Here is a 17,777-nt window from a genome sequence, read left to right as displayed (position 1 = left end):
CGACGCTGGTCCACAACAACTTCCGCGGCAAGTTCTTCCGCGAGCAGCTCATCGCCGCGCTCAAGATCCTGTCGCAGGGCCATGTCGGCCTGCATGCGATGAAGGGCTCGTGGGCCGGCGCCATGGGCCAGTGCCAGTTCATCCCGACCAGCTTCCTCGCCTATGCCGCCGATGGCGACGGCGACGGCCGCAAGGACATCTGGACCAACAAGCTCGACGTCTTCGCCTCGATCGTGAATTACCTGCGCAAGGTCGGCTGGCGGCCGGGACTGCGCTGGGGCGACGAGGTCGCTCCGGGGGCGCAGGCCGGGGGCGGGGGCCGCATCGTACGACCGGCAGGGACTGGCGGTCCGGCCTACCAGACGACGGAGAATTTCAAGGTGATCCTGCGTTGGAATCAGTCGGATTTCTTCGCCCTGGCGGTGGGTCTCCTGTCCGACCGGATCGCCGCCTGAAGACATCCGCAGGAGGCGTTCCTCTGGCGGCCCAAGATGATGTACAATGTTAACATCATGCCGCTAGTGTTGGTAAAATTGACATTTCCCCTCTCCGGCACGCTTCGTCTTTGCGGCGTCGCCGCGTTGGCCGCCAGCCTCGCGGCTTGTGGCTCGTCCAGCAAGGGCGGGGGAGGCGCCAGCAGCAGTGTGGCGCAGCGCGGAACCTACAAGATCGGCCAACCCTACAAGATCGACGGCGTCACCTATACGCCACGGGAAACCTTCGACCTCACCGAGACCGGCACCGCGTCATGGTACGGGCCGGGCTTCCACGGCAAATCGACCGCCAATGGCGAGCGCTATGACCAGTCCGACCGGACGGCGGCCCATCGGACCCTGCAGATGCCGGCCATCGTGCGGGTCACCAATCTCGAGAACGGGCGCAGCACGGTGGTCCGGGTGAACGACCGCGGCCCCTTTGCCCGCTCCCGCGTCATCGACCTGTCGCGCACGGCGGCGGAGGAGATCGACATGGTCGGCAGGGGTACGGCGCGGGTTCGCATCGACCAGCTCCAGGCCGAGAGCCTCGCTGTGAAGGACGTCGCCTTGAGCGGCGGCGGTCCCGCGGAACAGCAGCAGGCCGTCGCCCAACTCGCGAGTGGCAGCCGGGCGGCCCCGACTCCGGCACCGGCCCCCGCGCCGGTACCGGCCCCGGCGCCCGTCGCGGCGCCGCCGCCACCGGTCATGCAGGCGGCCTATGAGCCGCCGCCCGCACCGGCGGCTCCTGCGCAGACGGTATATTCGCCCCCACCGCGCAATGTGCCTTTCGGTGCGCCGAGGTCAGCGTCGGGCGATGTTCCGCCCACCATCGCGTCGCTTTCGGCGACGACAGCCACGGCGACGCCGTCGTCGCAGCTCAATGGCTTCTTCGTTCAGGTCGGCGCGTTCTCCACGCAGGAAAACGCCGAGAAGCAACGCGGCGCGGTGCGCAGCTACGGACATCCCGAGATTTCGCAGGCCTCGGCGGGCGGACGCGATGTTTATCGCGTACGGCTGGGGCCCTATACCACTCCCGACGCCGCCGGCATTGTCGCCGACCGGCTCAAGCGTTCAGGCTATGGGGATGCCCGTGTGGTCTCTGAATAACCCGATGCGCGTCTTCGCGACGCTTCTCGCCGCGGCCGGCATCGCCGGCCTCTCGATCGCCGCCTACGCCCAGCAGGATCCGCCGAAGAAGCCGGCGACCCAACAGAAGCCGCCGGCCAAGCCGCGGGCTCCCGCCTCGACGGCAGCCAAGCCGGCGCCCAAGGAACCCGCCGCACCCAAGGTCGAAGCGCTGCCGCCCTCTCAGGTCGGTATCGGCACCCTGGCGCGCCACGCCTTCATGGTCGATCCGCAGACCTCGACGGTGCTCCTGTTCAAGGACGCCGAGACGCCGATGCCGCCGTCGTCGATGTCGAAGATGATGACCATCTACATCATCTTCGACGAGCTGGCCGCCGGACGCCTCAAGCTCGACACGCGCTTCCGGGTCAGCGAGCGTGCCCGCAACATGGGCGGCTCGCGCATGTTCCTCGAACTGGGCAGCGAAGCCACGGTCGAGGACCTGATCAAGGGCATCATCATCCTGTCGGGCAACGATGCCTGCGTGGTGATCGCCGAAGGTCTTGCCGGGTCCGAGGAAGCCTTCGCCGAGCGCATGAACAAGCGCGCGAAGGAAATCGGCATGACGAAGACGGTATTCAAGAATGCGTCGGGTTGGCCGGCCGAGGGCCAGTACACGACGGCACGCGATCTCGCGGTGCTGGGCTGGCATACGATCGACGACTACCCGCAGTACTACAAGTACTATGCGGAGACGAACTGGACCTACAACAACATCCGCCAGGAGAACCGCAACCGGCTGCTGAAGATCACGCCCGGCACCGACGGCCTCAAGACAGGTCATACGGAAGAGGGCGGTTACGGCCAGACCACCTCGGCGGTGCGCGACGGGCGCCGGCTGATCCTGGTCGTCAACGGCCTCACCTCGATGGCGGAGCGCGCGCAGGAGACGGCGCGGCTGATGGAATGGGGCTTCCGCGAGTCGACCAACATCACGGTGTTCCGCGCCGGCGACATGCTGGTCGAGGCCCCGGTTTGGCTCGGCGCACAGGACAAGGTGCCGCTGGTCGTCCCCAAGACCGTGCAGCTCACGATGCCCGCGGGCCAGACGGTGACGCCACGCGTCGTCGCGCGCTTCGACGGCCCGATCGCCGCGCCCATTATCAAGGGAACGAAAGTCGGTACCGCCATCGTCACGCTGCCCGACAACCGTACGATGGAGTATCCGCTCGAAGCGGGTGCCGACGTGCCGCGCATGGGCGTGTTCGGCAGGATCACCACGATGGTGCAGCATTACATGTTCGGCTGGCTCTCGTGACGGCAGGTGTGGAAGGACTTTTCATCACGCTGGAGGGCGGAGAAGGGGCCGGCAAGTCGACACAGGTCACCCGCCTCAAGCAATGGATCGAGGCGCGGGGGCACACGTGTATCGCCACCCGCGAACCGGGCGGCGCGCCGGGCGCCGAGATGGTGCGCAAGCTCCTGGTCGAAGGGCCCGTGGAGCGCTGGGACGGGGTCACCGAGGCGCTGCTGCATTTTGCGGCCCGCCGCGAGCATCTGCGCAGCACGGTGCTGCCTGCCGTCAGGAACGGCACCTGGGTCGTCTCCGACCGGTTCGCCGATTCGACCATGGCCTATCAGGGCTACGGACACGGTGCCGATCGCGCCATGCTGGGTACGCTCTACGATATCGCCGTGGGAGATTTCCGGCCGAACCTCACCCTGATCCTCGACCTGCCGGTCGAGGCCGGCCTGAAGCGCGCGGCGGCGCGGCGGGGCACCGAGACGCGCTACGAATCGCTGCCGGTCGATTTTCACGAGCGCGTACGCGCCGGCTTCCTCGACATCGCCAAGGCCGATCCCGAACGCTGCGTCGTGATCGATGCCACCGCCGGTATCGACGAAATTGCCAAGGCGATCGCCGACGCGGTGACAAGGCGCCTGGGAGCCTGAGCCGTGGCGCGGGGCAAGACGCCGTCTGATCCGGCCGAGCTGGAGAAGCTCGAATGGCCCTATGGCTGGCCGCCGCCCTGGCGCAACGACCGGCTGATCGGCCATGAGCAGGCCGAGCAGACGATGCTGGCGGCGCAACAGAGCGGAAGGCTGCATCACGCCTGGCTGCTGACGGGACCGCGCGGCATCGGCAAGGCGACGCTGGCGTGGCGGTTCGCACGCTTTCTGCTGGCGGGCCAGGACCAGGGCGGGTTGTTCGGCGGTGGACCCGAGTCGCTCGACGTATCGGCCGATGCGCCGGGCCGCCATCTGATCGACGCACGCTCGCATCCCGATCTCTTCCACCTCCGCCGCGCGCTGAACCACGATACCGGCCGTATCCGCGCCGAGATCGCGGTCGACGACGTGCGCGGGCTGGGCGAGTTCATGCACATGACGCCGGCGATGGGAAAATGGCGCGTCGCCATCGTCGACTCGGCCGACGAGATGAACCGCAACAGCGCCAACGCGGTGCTGAAGATCCTCGAGGAGCCGCCGCCCAACGCGGTGCTGCTGATCGTGTCGCATGCACCGGGCCGCCTGCTGCCGACCATCCGCTCACGCTGCCGGCGCCTGGCGATGCAGCCGCTCGACGAGGATACGGTGGTGAAGCTGCTGGGCGACTATGCGCCGGAAACCAAGGACGAGGAGAGAAGGGCGCTCGCCCGGCTCGCCGAGGGCAGTATCGGGCGCGCCCTCGAGCTGGCGGGCGCCGGCAGCCTCGAACTCTATCGCGAGATGGTCGAGGTGCTGGCGACCCTTCCCGACCTCGACATGCCGCGGCTGCACGGTTTTGCCGAACGCTTCGCCAAACGCGGCGAGGAGGCGAATGCCGACTGGCGCGCGCTCAACTATCTCTTCGACGGCTGGCTGAAGGGCCTGATGCGGCAGGCGGCGCTCACCACGGAAGCTGCACCCGTCGTGCCGATGGAGAGCGGGCTGCGGGCAAGGCTGCTGGCGGCTGCCAGCCTGGATCGCTGGATGGCGGCCTCGGAGCATGTCGCGATGCTCTTTTCACGCGCCGACGCCGTCAATCTCGACCGCAAGCAAACCGTCATGGGCAGCTTCCTGGCGCTGCAATCCGCGACACGCCGAGCTGCACCTTGATCCATGGGGGTAGGCGTGAGAAAAGGTCGGCCATGTTGCCCCGGTCCGACATCGGAGACTCGCTGCCCCGCGCACGAATGCGGGGCTGAACGCGCTTGAGTCTCGTGCCCCGGAAGGGGCGGCCGTTCGGAGTTCAGTCATCATGTCGGGCAAAAGCACCTACTACGTCACCACGCCGATCTACTACGTCAACGACGTCCCCCATATCGGACATGCCTACACGACGCTCGCCTGCGATGTGCTGGCGCGCTTCAAGCGGCTCGATGGCGACGACGTTCACTTCCTGACCGGCACCGACGAGCACGGCCAGAAGATCGAGACGGCCGCAGCCGCCGCCGGCCTCCCGCCGCAGGCCTTCACCGACAAGGTGAGCCAGTCGTTCCGTGACCTGATCGGCGTGATGAACTACACCCCCGACAACTTCATCCGCACGACCGAGCCGCGCCATTACGCGGCCTGCCAGGCCCTGTGGGAGAAGCTGGTTGCGGCGGGTGACATCTATCTCGGCAAGTACGCCGGCTGGTATTCGGTGCGCGACGAAACCTACTTCGTCGAGAGCGAGACCGAGGTGGGACCGGACAACAAGCGCCGCGCCACCTCGACCGGCGCCGAGGTTCAGTGGGTCGAGGAGCCGTCCTACTTCTTCAGGCTTTCGGCCTGGGCCGATCGGCTGCTCGAATACTACGAGAAGAACCCTTCGTTCATCGGCCCCGACAGCCGGCGCAACGAGGTATTGAGCTTCGTGAAGGGCGGCCTGCAGGACCTCTCGGTGTCGCGCACCAGCTTCTCGTGGGGCATTCCGGTGCCCGGCGACGAGAAGCACATCATGTATGTGTGGCTGGACGCACTGACCAACTACATCACCGAGTGCGGCTATCCCGACCAGGCCGATCCGTTGTGGAAGTACTGGCCGGCCAACCTCCACATGGTCGGCAAGGATATCATCCGCTTCCACTGCGTGTTCTGGCCGGCCTTCCTGATGGCCGCGAGCCTGCCGCCGCCGCAGCGTGTCTTCGCGCACGGCTGGTGGACCAACGAGGGCCAGAAGATCTCGAAGTCGCTGGGCAATGTGATCGACCCGGTGGAGCTGGTGAAGACCTTCGGGCTCGACCAGGTGCGCTATTTCCTGTTGCGGGAAGTGCCGTTCGGCAACGACGGCGACTTCTCGCGCCGCGCCCTGATCGGCCGCATGAACGCCGACCTCGCCAACGCCTACGGCAATCTCTGCCAGCGCGTCCTGTCGATCGTCGCCAAGAATTGCGGCGAGAAGGTTCCGCCGAAGGGCGAGCTGGTCGAGGCCGACACGGCGCTGCTCGACCGCGCGAAGGGCCTGCTGGCCATCGTGCGGGCAGAGCTGGACGACCAGGCGTTCCACAAGGCGCTGACCGCCATCTGGGAAGTGATCGCCGACGCCAATCGCTACGTCGACGCGCAGGCGCCCTGGGCACTGGCCAAGACCGACCCGGTGCGGCGCGACACGGTCCTGTGGGTGCTGGCCGAGACGATCCGGCGGGTCACCCTGCTGGTGCAACCGTTCATGCCGGGATCGACGGCGAAGATCCTGGATCAGCTCGCGGTCCCGCCTGAGAAGCGCGTCTATGCCGCCTTCGACGAGGATCTGATCCCTGGCACGGCGCTGCCGCCGCCGCAGGGCGTTTTCCCGCGCTTCGTCGAGCCGGCGCCTGCCGCTGCGCCGGCCAAGCCGCCGAAACAGCCCAAGGCACCCAAGCAGCCCAAGGTCGCGGGCTGAGAATGCTGATCGACAGTCACTGCCATCTCGACTTCCCGGAGCTGACGAAGGACGAGTCGGGCGTGCTGGCGCGTGCCCGCACCGCCGGCGTGGCCGGCATGCTGACGATCGGCACGCGGCTCGACCAGTTCGAGCGGGTGAGGGCGATCGCCGAGCGCCACGACAATGTCTGGTGCTCGGTCGGCGTCCATCCGCACGAGGCGAAGGAGGAGGGGCAACGCACCCCCGACCGGCTGATCGAGGCGACGCGTCATCCCAAGGTCGTGGGCATCGGCGAGACCGGCCTCGATTTCTATTACGAGCACAGCCCGCGCGAGGAGCAGGCCGAGAGCTTCCGCGCCCATATCGCCGCGTCGCGCCAGACCGGCCTGCCGCTGATCGTCCATACGCGCAACGCCGATACCGAGACCGGAGACATCCTGGAGGACGAATACGGGAAGGGCGCCTTCCCCGGCCTGATCCACTGCTTCAGCTCCGGCCGCGCCGTGGCTGAACGCGCCTTGGCGCTCGGCTTCTACATATCGATCTCGGGCATCGTGACCTTCAAGGTGGCCGAGGATCTGCGCGCCATCGTGCGCGACGTGCCGCTCGACCGGCTGCTGGTCGAGACCGACGCGCCCTACCTGGCGCCGGTGCCGAAGCGCGGCAAGACCAATGAGCCCGCCTTCGTCGCCCACACGGCGGCCAAGGTGGCGGAGCTCAAGGGCATCAGCCTGGCCGAGCTGGAGGCCGCCACGACCGACAATTTCTTCCGGCTGTTCACCAAGGCGGAGCGTTCCCGGTGCGCGTGACGATCCTGGGCTGCGGGACATCGGCCGGCGTTCCCCGGGTCGGCGGGCCGGGGGGGAAGGGCGAGTGGGGGGCGGCCAACCCGTCCGACCCGCGCAACCGCCGCACCCGTTGCTCCATCCTGGTGCAGGACCAAGGCAAGACCCTGCTGATCGACACCTCGCCCGACGTGCGCAGCCAGCTTCTGGCCGCCGAGGTCGAGCGGATCGACGCGGTGATCTGGACCCACGACCATGCCGACCAGTGCCATGGGATTGACGATCTGCGCCCCTTTGCGCTGCGCCACGGCCAGATCGAATCGTGGTCGGACGAGCGAACCTACGGCGTGCTCAGCCGGCGCTTCGGCTACTGCTTCCATGCCGAGGGGAACGGTTTCTATAATCCGATCTATCGCCACACGGTGATCGCCGGTCCCTTTCGGGCCGCCGGCCTTCCTGTCGTGCCGTTCCAGCAGGACCACGGAACCATCAACTCGCTGGGCTTTCGCTTCGGCGCCATAGGCTACGCCAACGACGTCGTCATGCTGCCCGAGGAGTCGCTGAAGGCGCTCGAAGGCGTCGAGGTACTGATCGTCGATGCCATGCGCTATCGGCCACACCCGACACATGCCCATCTCGACCGTGCCCTGGAGTGGATAGAACGGCTCGGGCCGCGGCGGGCGTTCTTGACCAACCTGCATGTCGATATGGACTATGCTGAAGTCGACCGGACGACGCCGGCTCACGTGACGCCTTGCCACGACGGTCTTCAAATCGACCTTTAGGGTGAATAATTGTTATATTACAGGCGTCTATCGGATCATCCTAATCTGATGCACGAGCGTAAACGAAAGGAGTCCGGACGCCGGATGTTCCTCTCCGCCGTCGCAGCGATCGTTCTGACGGCTCCGGTGTCGGCACTCCACGCCCAGACCACCAATCGACTCGACCCCGGCGGCCTCACGTTCAGAGACTTCGGAGTGCCCGATAACGGTGCGAGTTACACCCGCGGTGAACAGAGCATCGGCGGCGGTACCACACAAAATTTCACCCGGGTCCTCGGGATCGACCCGGCCAGCCAGGCGGTCCGGCTGCGCTTCGATTCGGTCAAGGTCGAGTTGCTGCTGCCGATGGGCTGGCAGGCCAGCGAGGACGGAGAGCGGGGCGTCGCCTACACGGGCGACAAGCGCATCCGCCTGATCGTCTGGCGCGTCGACTTCGCCTACGAGGGTGTCCGGGACGCCGAGCACTACGCCGCCACCAAGGCCGGCTCCATGAAGGCCCGCCGTCCGGGTGTGCAGGCCCAGGCCCGCAAGCTCCGCGACGGCAGCTTCGTGATCGTCTACGAGAACGTGCCGAAGGGACAGTCCGACAATAGCGGACCGCGCACCGTCTTCGACCTGATCATTCCGGATCCCAGGAACCCGAAGGTCGCTGTCCTGGTCACCCTCGGCATGCCGGCCAGCGAGGCCGGCCGCGGGCTGCAGCTGCTGGCCCTGATTGCGAAAAACATGCGCATAGACTGGTAACATGCTGGTATACGTATAATATCTCTATTTGTCATAATATATATTATACGATAATTGGGAATGAGTTCGACGCCATGACATCAGGCAAGCCCACTCCGGATTCCCTGCCCAAGGAACCGCTCCCGCGGCTGCTGGCCGTCATGGCCTGGCTGCGCGACCGCGAACATGGCTGTCCCTGGGACATCGACCAGACCTTCCGCACGATCGCGCCCTACACGATCGAGGAAGCCTACGAGGTCGCCGATGCCATCGAGCGCGATGACATGGCGGCGCTGAAGGAAGAGCTTGGCGACCTGCTGCTGCAGGTCGTCTATCACAGCCAGATCGCCAGCGAAGCCAGGGCCTTCGGCTTCGAGGACGTTGCAGCCGCCATCGCGGAGAAGATGGTCGATCGCCACCCGCACGTCTTCGGCGACATGGATATCCGCACGGCCGATGCCCAGACCGTCTCCTGGGAGGCGCGCAAGGCCGCCGAGCGGGCAGCCAAGGGCGGCGCCATCGAAGGCGCGGCGGGTGCCCTGGACGGTGTGGCGCGCGCCCTTCCCGCCCTGATGCGGGCCGAGAAGATCCAGAAGCGGGCGGCCCGGGTCGGATTCGACTGGCCCACGATCGCACCAGTCATCGACAAGATCGAGGAAGAGCTGAAGGAACTGCGGGCCGAGCTGGTGGCTGGAAAGGTCGAGCAAGCCAAGGTCGCGGACGAACTTGGCGATGTCCTGTTCGCCGTCGCGAACCTCGCCCGCCATTGCAAGGTCGACCCCGAGGTGGCGCTGCGGGCCACCAACGACAAGTTCGAGAAACGCTTTCGCCACATCGAGCGCCGGCTGGCGGAGAGCGGCCGCAAGCCGTCCGACGCCAGCCTCGAGGAAATGGAAGCCCTCTGGCAGGAGGCCAAGACGCCAGCCTGAGCCATTGGAGCGCGCCACCCCAGTGGCGCAATCACGAGCATGAGCGCCACCGGAGTGGCGCACTCCATTAGGACGTTCTGGGCGTCAGCAGCGGCATACGGGAGGCTTCAAGAAGCGCCTTCGCCTCGTTCAGCGCCTCCTCGGTAGAGGCGGTGATCAGTCCGGCATTGAGGGGCTGGGCCGGCGTGTAGGGCGCCGCGCCGAACTGCACGGCGCCGCCGCCCGCTTCCCGCATCATCAGCGTGCCGGCGGCGTGATCCCACGGCTTGGTCGTGCGGTAGAGGCTGAAATTCGCGCGGCCCGCGAGGATCTCGAGATATTCTGCGCCGGCGCAGCGCAAGGTGGTGATGTTACCGAGGCGGGCGCGTTGTCCGGGGCTCAGCTGTTCGTCAAAGGATTTCGCGATCTTATAGCCGACGAAGCCGTTCAAGGCGCCCAGGGCCGGCTTGCCCAGGATAAGATTGCCATCGAATCTCACCCCGCTTCCGCGCTGGGTCACCGCCATCCGGTCGTTCGGCACATCGAGGATCCAGCCGGCAACGGCCGTGGCGTCCTGCACCAGGCAGATAATCATCGCGAAGCGGTCCCGGCCCGCGGCGAAGTTCGCAGTGCCGTCGAGCGGATCGACGATCCAGCAGGCCTCGCCTGGACGGCCGATGAGATCGAGAAGGCCTGCGTCTTTTTCGACGGCCTCCTCGCCCACGACCGGAACGCCGGGCAGGATCTTGGCGAGCCCGGTGGCCAGCCGCTGCTCGGACGCCACGTCAGCCACCGTGACGATGTCACCCGGCCGCTTCTGGCGGACGTCGTCCCTGGAGAGATTGCGGAAACGGGGCAGCAGCTCGGCTGCCGCCGTCTCGCGCATGAGTTCGGCGACCCGTTCCGAGCCGCCGGAATCGAGCATCGGCCTCAGCCGACGACGCCGAAGAGATCCTCTTCCTTCAGGATCACGTGATCCTCGCCGCCGAGCTTCACCTCGGTGCCGGACCACTTACCGTAGAGGACGGTGTCGCCGACCTTGACTCCGAGCTCCTGCAGGCGGCCATCCTCGAGGCGGCGCCCCTTGCCGACCGCGACGACCTTGCCCTGCATCGGCTTTTCCTGGGCGGTGTCGGGAATGATCAGCCCGCCCTTGGTGCGGGTCTCGGCGGCCACCGGCTTCAGCAGAATTCGATCGTGCAAAGGCTTGAAACCCATGGTGTTTCCTTCGTCGTGAGAATGTCGGGCGCTTATAGGAAGGGCGCCCGCGGAGTGTCAACGCAGAGGTATCAACGCACCTGCTGGCGTCGCTCGAACTGGGCCGTCGCGGCGGGATCCAGCGCAACCGTGAGCCAAGCGGTATCCCCCTCGTCCCGGCGGCTGCGCACCTCGCCGTGCCGGTAGAGCCAGGCGATGGTCGCGCCGTCGGCCAGGGGCACGGAGACCTCGCGCGCCTCGCCGGCCGCCCCCAGCAGGTCGGCGATGGCGGTCAGGAGCCGGTCGACCCCCTCGCCGGTCAACGCCGACACCGGGTATTGCCGCGCGCGCTCGGCGCCGGTGGTCGTACGGGTCTCGAGGGTCGCGCGGACCTCCCCGGGCAGAGCGTCCACCTTGTTCAGTGCCTCGATGAACGGGCGGCCCCCCGCCTCGTCCAGTGCGCCGAGTTCACGCAGCACCTCTTCGACGTCGGCACGCTGCTGCTCGGTTTCGGGATGGGAGATGTCGCGCACATGCACGATCAGGTCGGCCTCGATCACCTCTTCGAGGGTCGCGCGGAAGGCGGCGACCAGGTGGGTCGGCAGATCCGAGACGAAGCCCACCGTGTCGGAGAGGACGCACGACTTGCCGTTCGGCAGCTTGATCGACCGCATGGTCGGGTCGAGCGTGGCGAACAGCAGGTCCTTGGCCATGACCTCGGCGCCCGACATGCGGTTGAACAGCGTCGACTTGCCGGCATTGGTGTAGCCGACCAGCGCAACGGTCGGCAGCCGCGCCTTCTTGCGGCCGGCGCGATTGACGGCGCGCGTCTTGCGCACGCCTTCGAGGTCGCGCTTGATCCTGACGATGCGCTCGCCGATCAGGCGGCGGTCGATCTCGATCTGCGATTCGCCGGGGCCGCCCAGGAAGCCGAAGCCGCCGCGCTGCCGCTCGAGATGGGTCCAGGACCGCACCAGGCGGCCGCGCTGGTAGTCGAGCGCCGCCAGTTCGACCTGCAGCCGCCCCTCATGCGTTCGGGCGCGCGCACCGAAGATTTCCAGGATCAGACCGGTGCGGTCGATGACCTTGGTCTGCCAGGCCTTCTCGAGGTTGCGCTGCTGGACGGGCGTCAGCTTGTCGTCGACGACGACCAGGCCGATGCCCAGTTCCTCGACCGCGGCGGCCATGCGGGCGACCACACCCTTGCCCACCAGGGTTGCGGGCGTTACCTGGCGAAGCGGTGCCACCTGCGCCAGGCGCACGTCGAGATCGATGGCCCGGGCAAGACCCACCGCCTCTTCGAGCTTGGCCTGGCTATCGCGCTCGCTGCGCCCCCGCAAACGCTGCTCGAACGGACACAGGACCGCGGCCACCGTGGCGGGTCGCACGGTGTCCAGCGGTTTGCGGGTGCGCTTTTCGAAGTCGTCCTGCTCGAATTCGTCGATCAAATCAGCCTGCGTCGGCCTTGTCCCCGTCGAACAGCTGCACCGGTGTGACCGGCATGATCGTCGAGATCGCATGCTTGTAGACAAGCTGCGAATGCCCGTCGCGGCGCAGCAGCACCGAGAAATTGTCGAACCACGTGACGATGCCCTGCAGCTTCACGCCGTTCACGAGGAAGATCGTGACCGGAGTCTTGTTCTTCCGAAGGTGGTTCAGGAAGACGTCCTGAACGTTTTGTGCCTTTTCGCTCATGTTCTTGGCCTCTTGGTGGGCGGCCGGCTGCCCGAGGGTGGCCGGTTTGGAGGTACGGGGTCCCTCCCCGCTACCGAGTCGCCTCGTATATAGGGGAGGTTGGTCTCAAAGCAATGCCACCAGCTGATGACAATTGCGCGCTCGCAGTCTCGGCGGATGCTCCAGCAGGGAGCCGGACAATTCGTCCGCGCCCCCCACGAGAACGGGAAGACACCCCGCCGCGTGTGCACTCTTGAGGTCGGCAGGGGTGTCACCCACCATCCACACGCTGTCGTCCGGGGCAATTCCCGTGCCGTCCAGCGCCAGGTAGATGGGGTCAGGCGCCGGTTTGTCGCGGGCGGCGTCGCGCGCGCCGACTGAACGGGCGATCCAACGGTCCCAACCGAGATGGGCGACCTCGGCCCGGAGATTGTCGCCGACCTTGTTGCTGACGATCGCCACGTAGAGGCCCTTGGCGTGACAGTGCGCCAGCAAGGTGTCCGCCCCCGCCAGCGGCTCCAGCCGTTCGAGGTGGATGCGAAAGAAGGTCTCGTAGAACACCCGCTCCGCCTCGCCCGCGCGGTCGCCGAACAGGGTCGGGAAGACTTCGCGCAGGGAGCCGTGGGCGCGGTCCTGGACTTCTGCGGCCGTCCACGGCGTCAGGCCCAGCGCCGTGAAGGTGTCGCGGTAGCATTCGACGATGGTCGGCCAGGTGTTGACCAGCGTGTTGTCCCAGTCGAACAGGACGGCGCGGGGCGGTTTCAGGCCCTCGGGCAGGCTCACGTCACCGCCTCGCCCGCCTCCGAGAAGCGGACATATTCCTCACGCAGGCGCCTGGCCGTGGCGCCGACCTTGCCGTCGCCGACCTTGTCGCCGTCGATCCTGACCACCGGCGTCACGAAGGAGGTGGCGCTGGTGATGAAGGCTTCCTTCGCCTTCTTGGCCTCATCCAGGGTGAAGGGCCGTTCGACGAACTTGAGCTGCAGCGAATTGCAGATCGACTTCAGCGTCTGGCGCGTGATGCCCGACAGGATGCCGTTGTCGGTCTGGCGCGTCACCAGCTCGCCGTCGTCGGTCACGATCCAGGCATTGGTCGACGCGCCCTCGGTGATGCAGCCCTTGTCGTCGAGCAGCCAGGCCTCGTAGGCGCCGGCCTCGCGCGCCGCCTGCTTGGCCAGCACGTTCGGCAGCAACGCGACGGTCTTGATGTCGCAACGCTCCCAGCGGATGTCGGGCATGGTCTTCACCGCGACGCCGGGACCGGCGTCGGCAACGATGTGCTTCGTGGCCTTGGTCGTCATCACCAGGGCGGGTTTCACCGGGGTCGTCGGAAAGCCGTGGTCGCGCCGGGCGACGCCGCGCGTCACCTGGATATAGACCAGGCCGTCGCGCAGGCGGTTCTTCCGCATGAGCTCGCGCAGGATGAAGCCCATCGTGTTGCGCGACACAGGCCAGCCGATGCGCAGTTCCTTCAGCGAGCGGTCGAGCCGGTCGATGTGCGGCTTCTCGTCGATCAGCTTGCCGTCGCGGACGCCCACGACCTCATAGACGCCGTCCGCCAGCTGGTAGCCGCGATCCTCGATGTGGACGCTCGCTTCCCGGTGATCGACGTACCGACCGTTGACATAGGCATAACGCGCCATGACGCCCTCTCCTTCTCAGACCGACGGCTCGCCGCCGCCGCCCTCTGGCGAACCGCCGTGCAGGCCGAGTGACTTCAGCTTGCGATGCAAAGCCGAGCGCTCCATGCCGACGAAGGTCGCCGTCCGTGAAATGTTGCCGCCGAAGCGCGTCACCTGGGCAAGCAGGTACTCGCGCTCGAAGACCTCGCGCGCGTCGCGCAGCGGCAGCTGCATGATCTCCCCGCCCTTCTCCCAGCGCAGCACCGACGGCGCGTCCTCGCTCACGTCGTTGGGCAGGACGTCGGCGCGGATCGGCGCGCCGCCCGGCGGCGCCAGGATCAGCAGCCGTTCGATGACGTTGCGCAGCTGGCGCACGTTGCCCGGCCAGTCGTGACCCTGAAGGGCGGCCTGCGTGTCCTCGCCGATCGAGCGCGCCGGCAGGCCGGTGGCGTCGGCGACGCGCTTCAGCAGGTCGAGCGCCAGCTCGGGAATGTCCTCGCGGCGCTCGCTGAGCGGCGGCACACGCAGTCCGACGACGTTCAGGCGGTGAAACAGGTCCTCCCGGAACCGGCCGGCGGCGATCTCTTCCTGGAGGTCGCGTGCCGTCGTCGCCAGGACGCGCACGTCGATCTCGACCCTCGTCTTGCCGCCGTCGCGCGCATAGGACTGTTCATGCAGTACCCGCGCCAGCCGCCCCTGCAGCGCCAGCGGAAGGTCCGCTACTTCCTTGAGCACCAGCGTGCCGCCATGCGCCATTTCGAAAGCACCCGACACGCGCAGGGCCTCGGCCTCGGTGTCGCCGTCGGTGCCGAACAGTTCGATCTCCAGCCGCTCGGCCGGCAGGGTCGAGCAATTGACGACGACGAACGGACCGTCGGCGCGCTTCGACCCCTGGTGGATCAACCGCGCCACCGTTTCCTTGCCCGAGCCGGAGGCGCCGGTGATGAGGACGCGGCTGCCGGTCGACGCCACCTTCTCGATCTGCGCTCGCACGTTGCCGGCGTCGCTGGAGGAGCCGACGAAAGTCACCTCGCCGCCGGCGCGCCGCCGGAGCGCCACGTTCTCGCGCTTCAGCCTGTCCGCCTCGATGGCACGGTCGACGACCAGGAGCAGGCGATCGGCCTTGAAGGGCTTCTCGACGAAATCGTAGGCGCCGCTCTTGATCGCCGACACGGCGGTGTCGATCGTGCCGTGGCCGCTGATCATCACGACCGGGATCGGCGGATCCTCGCGGCGGATGACTTCCAGTATCTGCAAGCCGTCGAGCTCGCTGCCCTGCAGCCAGACGTCCAGAATCACCAGGGCCGGGCGGCGCTGGCGAACGGCCTCGATCGCTTCTGTGCTGTTGTGCGCACGGCGTGCGGAGTGGCCCTCGTCCTCGAGGATGCCGGCGATCAGCGTGCAGATATCGCGTTCGTCGTCGACGATCAGAATATCGTGGGCCATGTCACTTCAAGCAGCCCGCATGGAACGGCGGATCATTGTGCGGCCGTCGCGTGAGGTCGAGCCGACGCGATTTCCTTCGCGTCACGCCGGAATACCAGACTGATGCGGGCACCGCCACCCTCGCGATCCTCCAGCGACAGGAACCCGCCATGGTCCTCCATGATCTTCTTCACGATCGCCAAGCCCAGGCCCGTGCCCTTGCTGCGCGTCGTCATGTAGGGCTCGGTCAGGCGCTCGCGCCCTTCCTTCGGCAATCCGCGGCCGTTGTCCTCCACGACGATCTTCACGCCGGCGCCATCCTCCTGCAGGGTCAGCGTGATCTCGCCCTGTGGCAATGGCGTGTCCGCTTTCCCGTCCCTGCCCTCGATCGCCTCGGCCGAGTTCTTCAGGATGTTGGTCAGGACCTGCGAGACCTGGCGGCGATCGCAGTTCAGCGGCACCGGATGGGCCGGCAGGTTTGCGACGTAGCGCAAATCGGGATTGCCGTTTCGTTGCAGGAACAGCGCCTGCTGGCACATCTCCTTCGCATCCTCCTCCTTCACCGTCGGCCGCGGCATGCGGGCGAAGGAGGAGAATTCGTCGACCATGCGCCCGATGTCGCCGACCTGCCTGATGATCGTGTCGGTGCACATCGAGAAGGTCTCGGGATCTTCCTTGATCTGCTTCAGGTAGCGGCGCTTCAGACGCTCGGCGGAGAGCTGGATCGGCGTCAGCGGGTTCTTGATCTCGTGCGCGATGCGCCGAGCGACGTCGCCCCATGCCGCCATGCGCTGCGCCGACATCAGGTCGGTGACGTCATCGAAGGTGACGACGAAGCCGGCACCGCTTGCGGCACTGATGCGGACCAGCAGGATCTGCCGCGCCCCGCGCTGCAGGATCTCGACCTGGCCCTGGGTCATCCGATCCGGCCGCTCCGCCGCCTGCGCGACCAGCGGCCCCAGTTCCGGCATCACCGCGGTCAGCGGCCGTCCCAGCACGCCGTCTTCGGGCAGGGCCAGCAGGTCGAGCGCCGAGCGGTTCGAGCGCATCACGATGCCCTCTCCATCGACGCTCAGCACGCCGGCGGAGACGCCCGCGAGGACCGCGTCGGTCAGCCGGCGCCTCGTGTCGAGCTCGGTATTGGCGTGCACCAGTTCGCCGCGCTGCTGTTCGATCTGGCTGGCCATCCGGTTGAAGGAGCGCGCGAGCTGCCCCAACTCGTCGTTCGGCGGTCCCTCTTCGACGCGGGCGCTGAGATCGCCGCCCCGCACCCGCTCGGCCGCCAGCATCAGACCGCCGATCGGCTCGGTGAGGCGCGTGGCGAACAGGATGGCGAGCCAGACCGCGGCCAGCAGCATCAGGAAGGCGATGGCGCCGCAGACCACGAAGATGATGAGCTGGCTGCGGCGCAGCGCCGATTCGATCTGCGAATAGAAGGAGCCCGCGAACTCGATGCTCTTGATGTAGTCGACCACCCTGAGGTCGACCGCGTGTCCGGTCGCGAGGAACAGCGGCTCGCCGACGAAAAGCTGCATCACGAAGTAGGCGCCGGTCGGCGATTCGATCTGAACCGGCCGCGCCTGGTTCACCGCCTGCCAGAGGAACTGGGCGGGCGGGATGGGATTGGCCATGCCCGTCGCGTCCGGTGCCTTGGCCTGGGCAATCACGCCCTTGTCGGCATCGAGCACGGTGGCCTCGATGATCGGCCGTCCCTCGATCAGCCGCTCCAGGATCGCCTTCGTGGCCGCCGGGTCGCGCACCCCTTCGACGCCTTCGGCCTGCAGTGGAGCGGAAATCGCCTCGATGTCGTTCAGGATCTCCTGCTCGCGGGCGCGCCGTACTGGCTCGCCGATGGCCCGCGCCGCCTCGTAGGAGGCCTGTGAGGGCTTCACGACGAAATCGGTGAGGCTGATCACCAGCAGCGACAGGATGATGGTGACGATGACCGTCGGCGTGATGGTGAAGACGCTGCAGACAAGTACCAGCCGCATGTGCAGGCGCGAGCCCGCGGCGCCACGCCGTCGGTCGAGCCAGAGCTGGGTCAGTCGGACGGCAACCACGGAAACCAGCGCGATCGCGATGACCAGGTCGGCCACCAGCAGGCCCGTCATCCAGCCGCGCGTGCCGAACGACTCCGGCACGAAGCCGGCGAGCCACGCATAGGTCGCGCCGCCGGCGGCCATGGCGAGAACGGCCAACGAGACGGCGGCGATGCGGCCGCTGAGGCTGCGAAGCACCGCGCTCATCTTGTCGCCCAAGCGTGAAACGCCCAGCGCAGCTGTCACG

General features: G+C 67.2%; 18 protein-coding genes. 10 read left to right on the top strand and 8 right to left on the bottom strand.

Translation table 11 applies throughout. The features are described from left to right. From EPO41_RS24915 to mazG, 10 genes are all read left to right on the top strand, one after another. The coding region (locus tag EPO41_RS24915; RefSeq protein WP_296331320.1) for a lytic murein transglycosylase at window positions 1–455 on the top strand (455 nt) is incomplete at its 5' end. A gap of 57 nt (window positions 456–512) precedes the next feature. Next, window positions 513–1,583: a septal ring lytic transglycosylase RlpA family protein gene (locus tag EPO41_RS24910; protein ID WP_296331318.1), complete on the top strand. Its 1,071-nt coding sequence runs from the start codon at window positions 513–515 to the stop codon at window positions 1,581–1,583. Continuing rightward, window positions 1,567–2,859 (top strand): serine hydrolase, encoded by a 1,293-nt coding sequence (locus EPO41_RS24905; protein ID WP_296331316.1) that lies wholly within the window; start codon window positions 1,567–1,569, stop codon window positions 2,857–2,859. Before EPO41_RS24910 ends, EPO41_RS24905 begins: the two co-directional genes overlap by 17 nt. Before the next feature lie 8 nt (window positions 2,860–2,867). After that, on the top strand, window positions 2,868–3,494 hold the full coding sequence (tmk, locus tag EPO41_RS24900; protein ID WP_296331314.1) for a dTMP kinase: 627 nt from the start codon (window positions 2,868–2,870) through the stop codon (window positions 3,492–3,494). A 3-nt stretch (window positions 3,495–3,497) separates the two neighbouring features. After that, window positions 3,498–4,640: a DNA polymerase III subunit delta' gene (locus tag EPO41_RS24895; RefSeq protein WP_296331312.1), complete on the top strand. Its 1,143-nt coding sequence runs from the start codon at window positions 3,498–3,500 to the stop codon at window positions 4,638–4,640. Window positions 4,641–4,782: 142 nt separating this feature from the next. Beyond that, the gene (gene metG, locus EPO41_RS24890) at window positions 4,783–6,390 is read left to right on the top strand and encodes a methionine--tRNA ligase (RefSeq protein WP_296331310.1); all 1,608 of its coding nucleotides are present in this window, start codon (window positions 4,783–4,785) and stop codon (window positions 6,388–6,390) included. A 2-nt stretch (window positions 6,391–6,392) separates the two neighbouring features. Then, window positions 6,393–7,181, top strand: coding sequence for a TatD family hydrolase (locus tag EPO41_RS24885; RefSeq protein ID WP_296331307.1), 789 nt, complete (start codon window positions 6,393–6,395; stop codon window positions 7,179–7,181). Next, window positions 7,172–7,942 (top strand): MBL fold metallo-hydrolase, encoded by a 771-nt coding sequence (locus tag EPO41_RS24880; protein WP_296331305.1) that lies wholly within the window; start codon window positions 7,172–7,174, stop codon window positions 7,940–7,942. Before EPO41_RS24885 ends, EPO41_RS24880 begins: the two co-directional genes overlap by 10 nt. A gap of 84 nt (window positions 7,943–8,026) precedes the next feature. Next, entirely contained in the window at window positions 8,027–8,686 is a 660-nt protein-coding gene (locus tag EPO41_RS24875; RefSeq protein WP_296331302.1) for a hypothetical protein, read from the top strand. A gap of 74 nt (window positions 8,687–8,760) precedes the next feature. Next, the gene (gene mazG, locus EPO41_RS24870; protein WP_296331299.1) at window positions 8,761–9,594 is read left to right on the top strand and encodes a nucleoside triphosphate pyrophosphohydrolase; all 834 of its coding nucleotides are present in this window, start codon (window positions 8,761–8,763) and stop codon (window positions 9,592–9,594) included. A 67-nt stretch (window positions 9,595–9,661) separates the two neighbouring features. On the opposite strand, the gene EPO41_RS24865 is transcribed toward mazG, so the two are convergent. The 8 genes from EPO41_RS24865 to EPO41_RS24830 all read right to left on the bottom strand — a co-directional run bounded on the left by EPO41_RS24865 (window position 9,662) and on the right by EPO41_RS24830 (window position 17,776). Beyond that, complete coding sequence (locus EPO41_RS24865; RefSeq protein ID WP_296331297.1) at window positions 9,662–10,498, bottom strand: inositol monophosphatase family protein; 837 nt, start codon at window positions 10,496–10,498, stop codon at window positions 9,662–9,664. Between the two features lie 5 nt (window positions 10,499–10,503). Next, the gene (locus tag EPO41_RS24860) at window positions 10,504–10,791 is read right to left on the bottom strand and encodes a co-chaperone GroES (protein ID WP_296331294.1); all 288 of its coding nucleotides are present in this window, start codon (window positions 10,789–10,791) and stop codon (window positions 10,504–10,506) included. A 71-nt stretch (window positions 10,792–10,862) separates the two neighbouring features. Then, window positions 10,863–12,143, bottom strand: coding sequence for a GTPase HflX (hflX, locus tag EPO41_RS24855; protein WP_296331339.1), 1,281 nt, complete (start codon window positions 12,141–12,143; stop codon window positions 10,863–10,865). 76 nt (window positions 12,144–12,219) lie between these two features. After that, entirely contained in the window at window positions 12,220–12,465 is a 246-nt protein-coding gene (gene hfq / locus EPO41_RS24850; RefSeq protein WP_068189217.1) for an RNA chaperone Hfq, read from the bottom strand. Between the two features lie 105 nt (window positions 12,466–12,570). Continuing rightward, the gene (locus EPO41_RS24845; RefSeq protein ID WP_296331291.1) at window positions 12,571–13,227 is read right to left on the bottom strand and encodes an HAD family hydrolase; all 657 of its coding nucleotides are present in this window, start codon (window positions 13,225–13,227) and stop codon (window positions 12,571–12,573) included. Beyond that, window positions 13,224–14,087, bottom strand: a complete 864-nt coding sequence (dat, locus tag EPO41_RS24840; RefSeq protein WP_296331288.1) for a D-amino-acid transaminase — start codon at window positions 14,085–14,087, stop codon at window positions 13,224–13,226. Before dat ends, EPO41_RS24845 begins: the two co-directional genes overlap by 4 nt. A gap of 15 nt (window positions 14,088–14,102) precedes the next feature. Continuing rightward, window positions 14,103–15,512, bottom strand: coding sequence for a sigma-54 dependent transcriptional regulator (locus EPO41_RS24835; protein WP_296331285.1), 1,410 nt, complete (start codon window positions 15,510–15,512; stop codon window positions 14,103–14,105). Window positions 15,513–15,544: 32 nt separating this feature from the next. Next, window positions 15,545–17,776 (bottom strand): PAS domain-containing sensor histidine kinase, encoded by a 2,232-nt coding sequence (locus EPO41_RS24830; protein ID WP_296331282.1) that lies wholly within the window; start codon window positions 17,774–17,776, stop codon window positions 15,545–15,547. Window position 17,777 lies beyond the last annotated feature (1 nt).

The sequence above is a fragment of the Reyranella sp. genome, assembly GCF_004297265.1.
Taxonomy (GTDB): Bacteria; Pseudomonadota; Alphaproteobacteria; order Reyranellales; family Reyranellaceae; genus Reyranella.
This window is presented reverse-complemented; position numbering and strand designations above follow the sequence as displayed.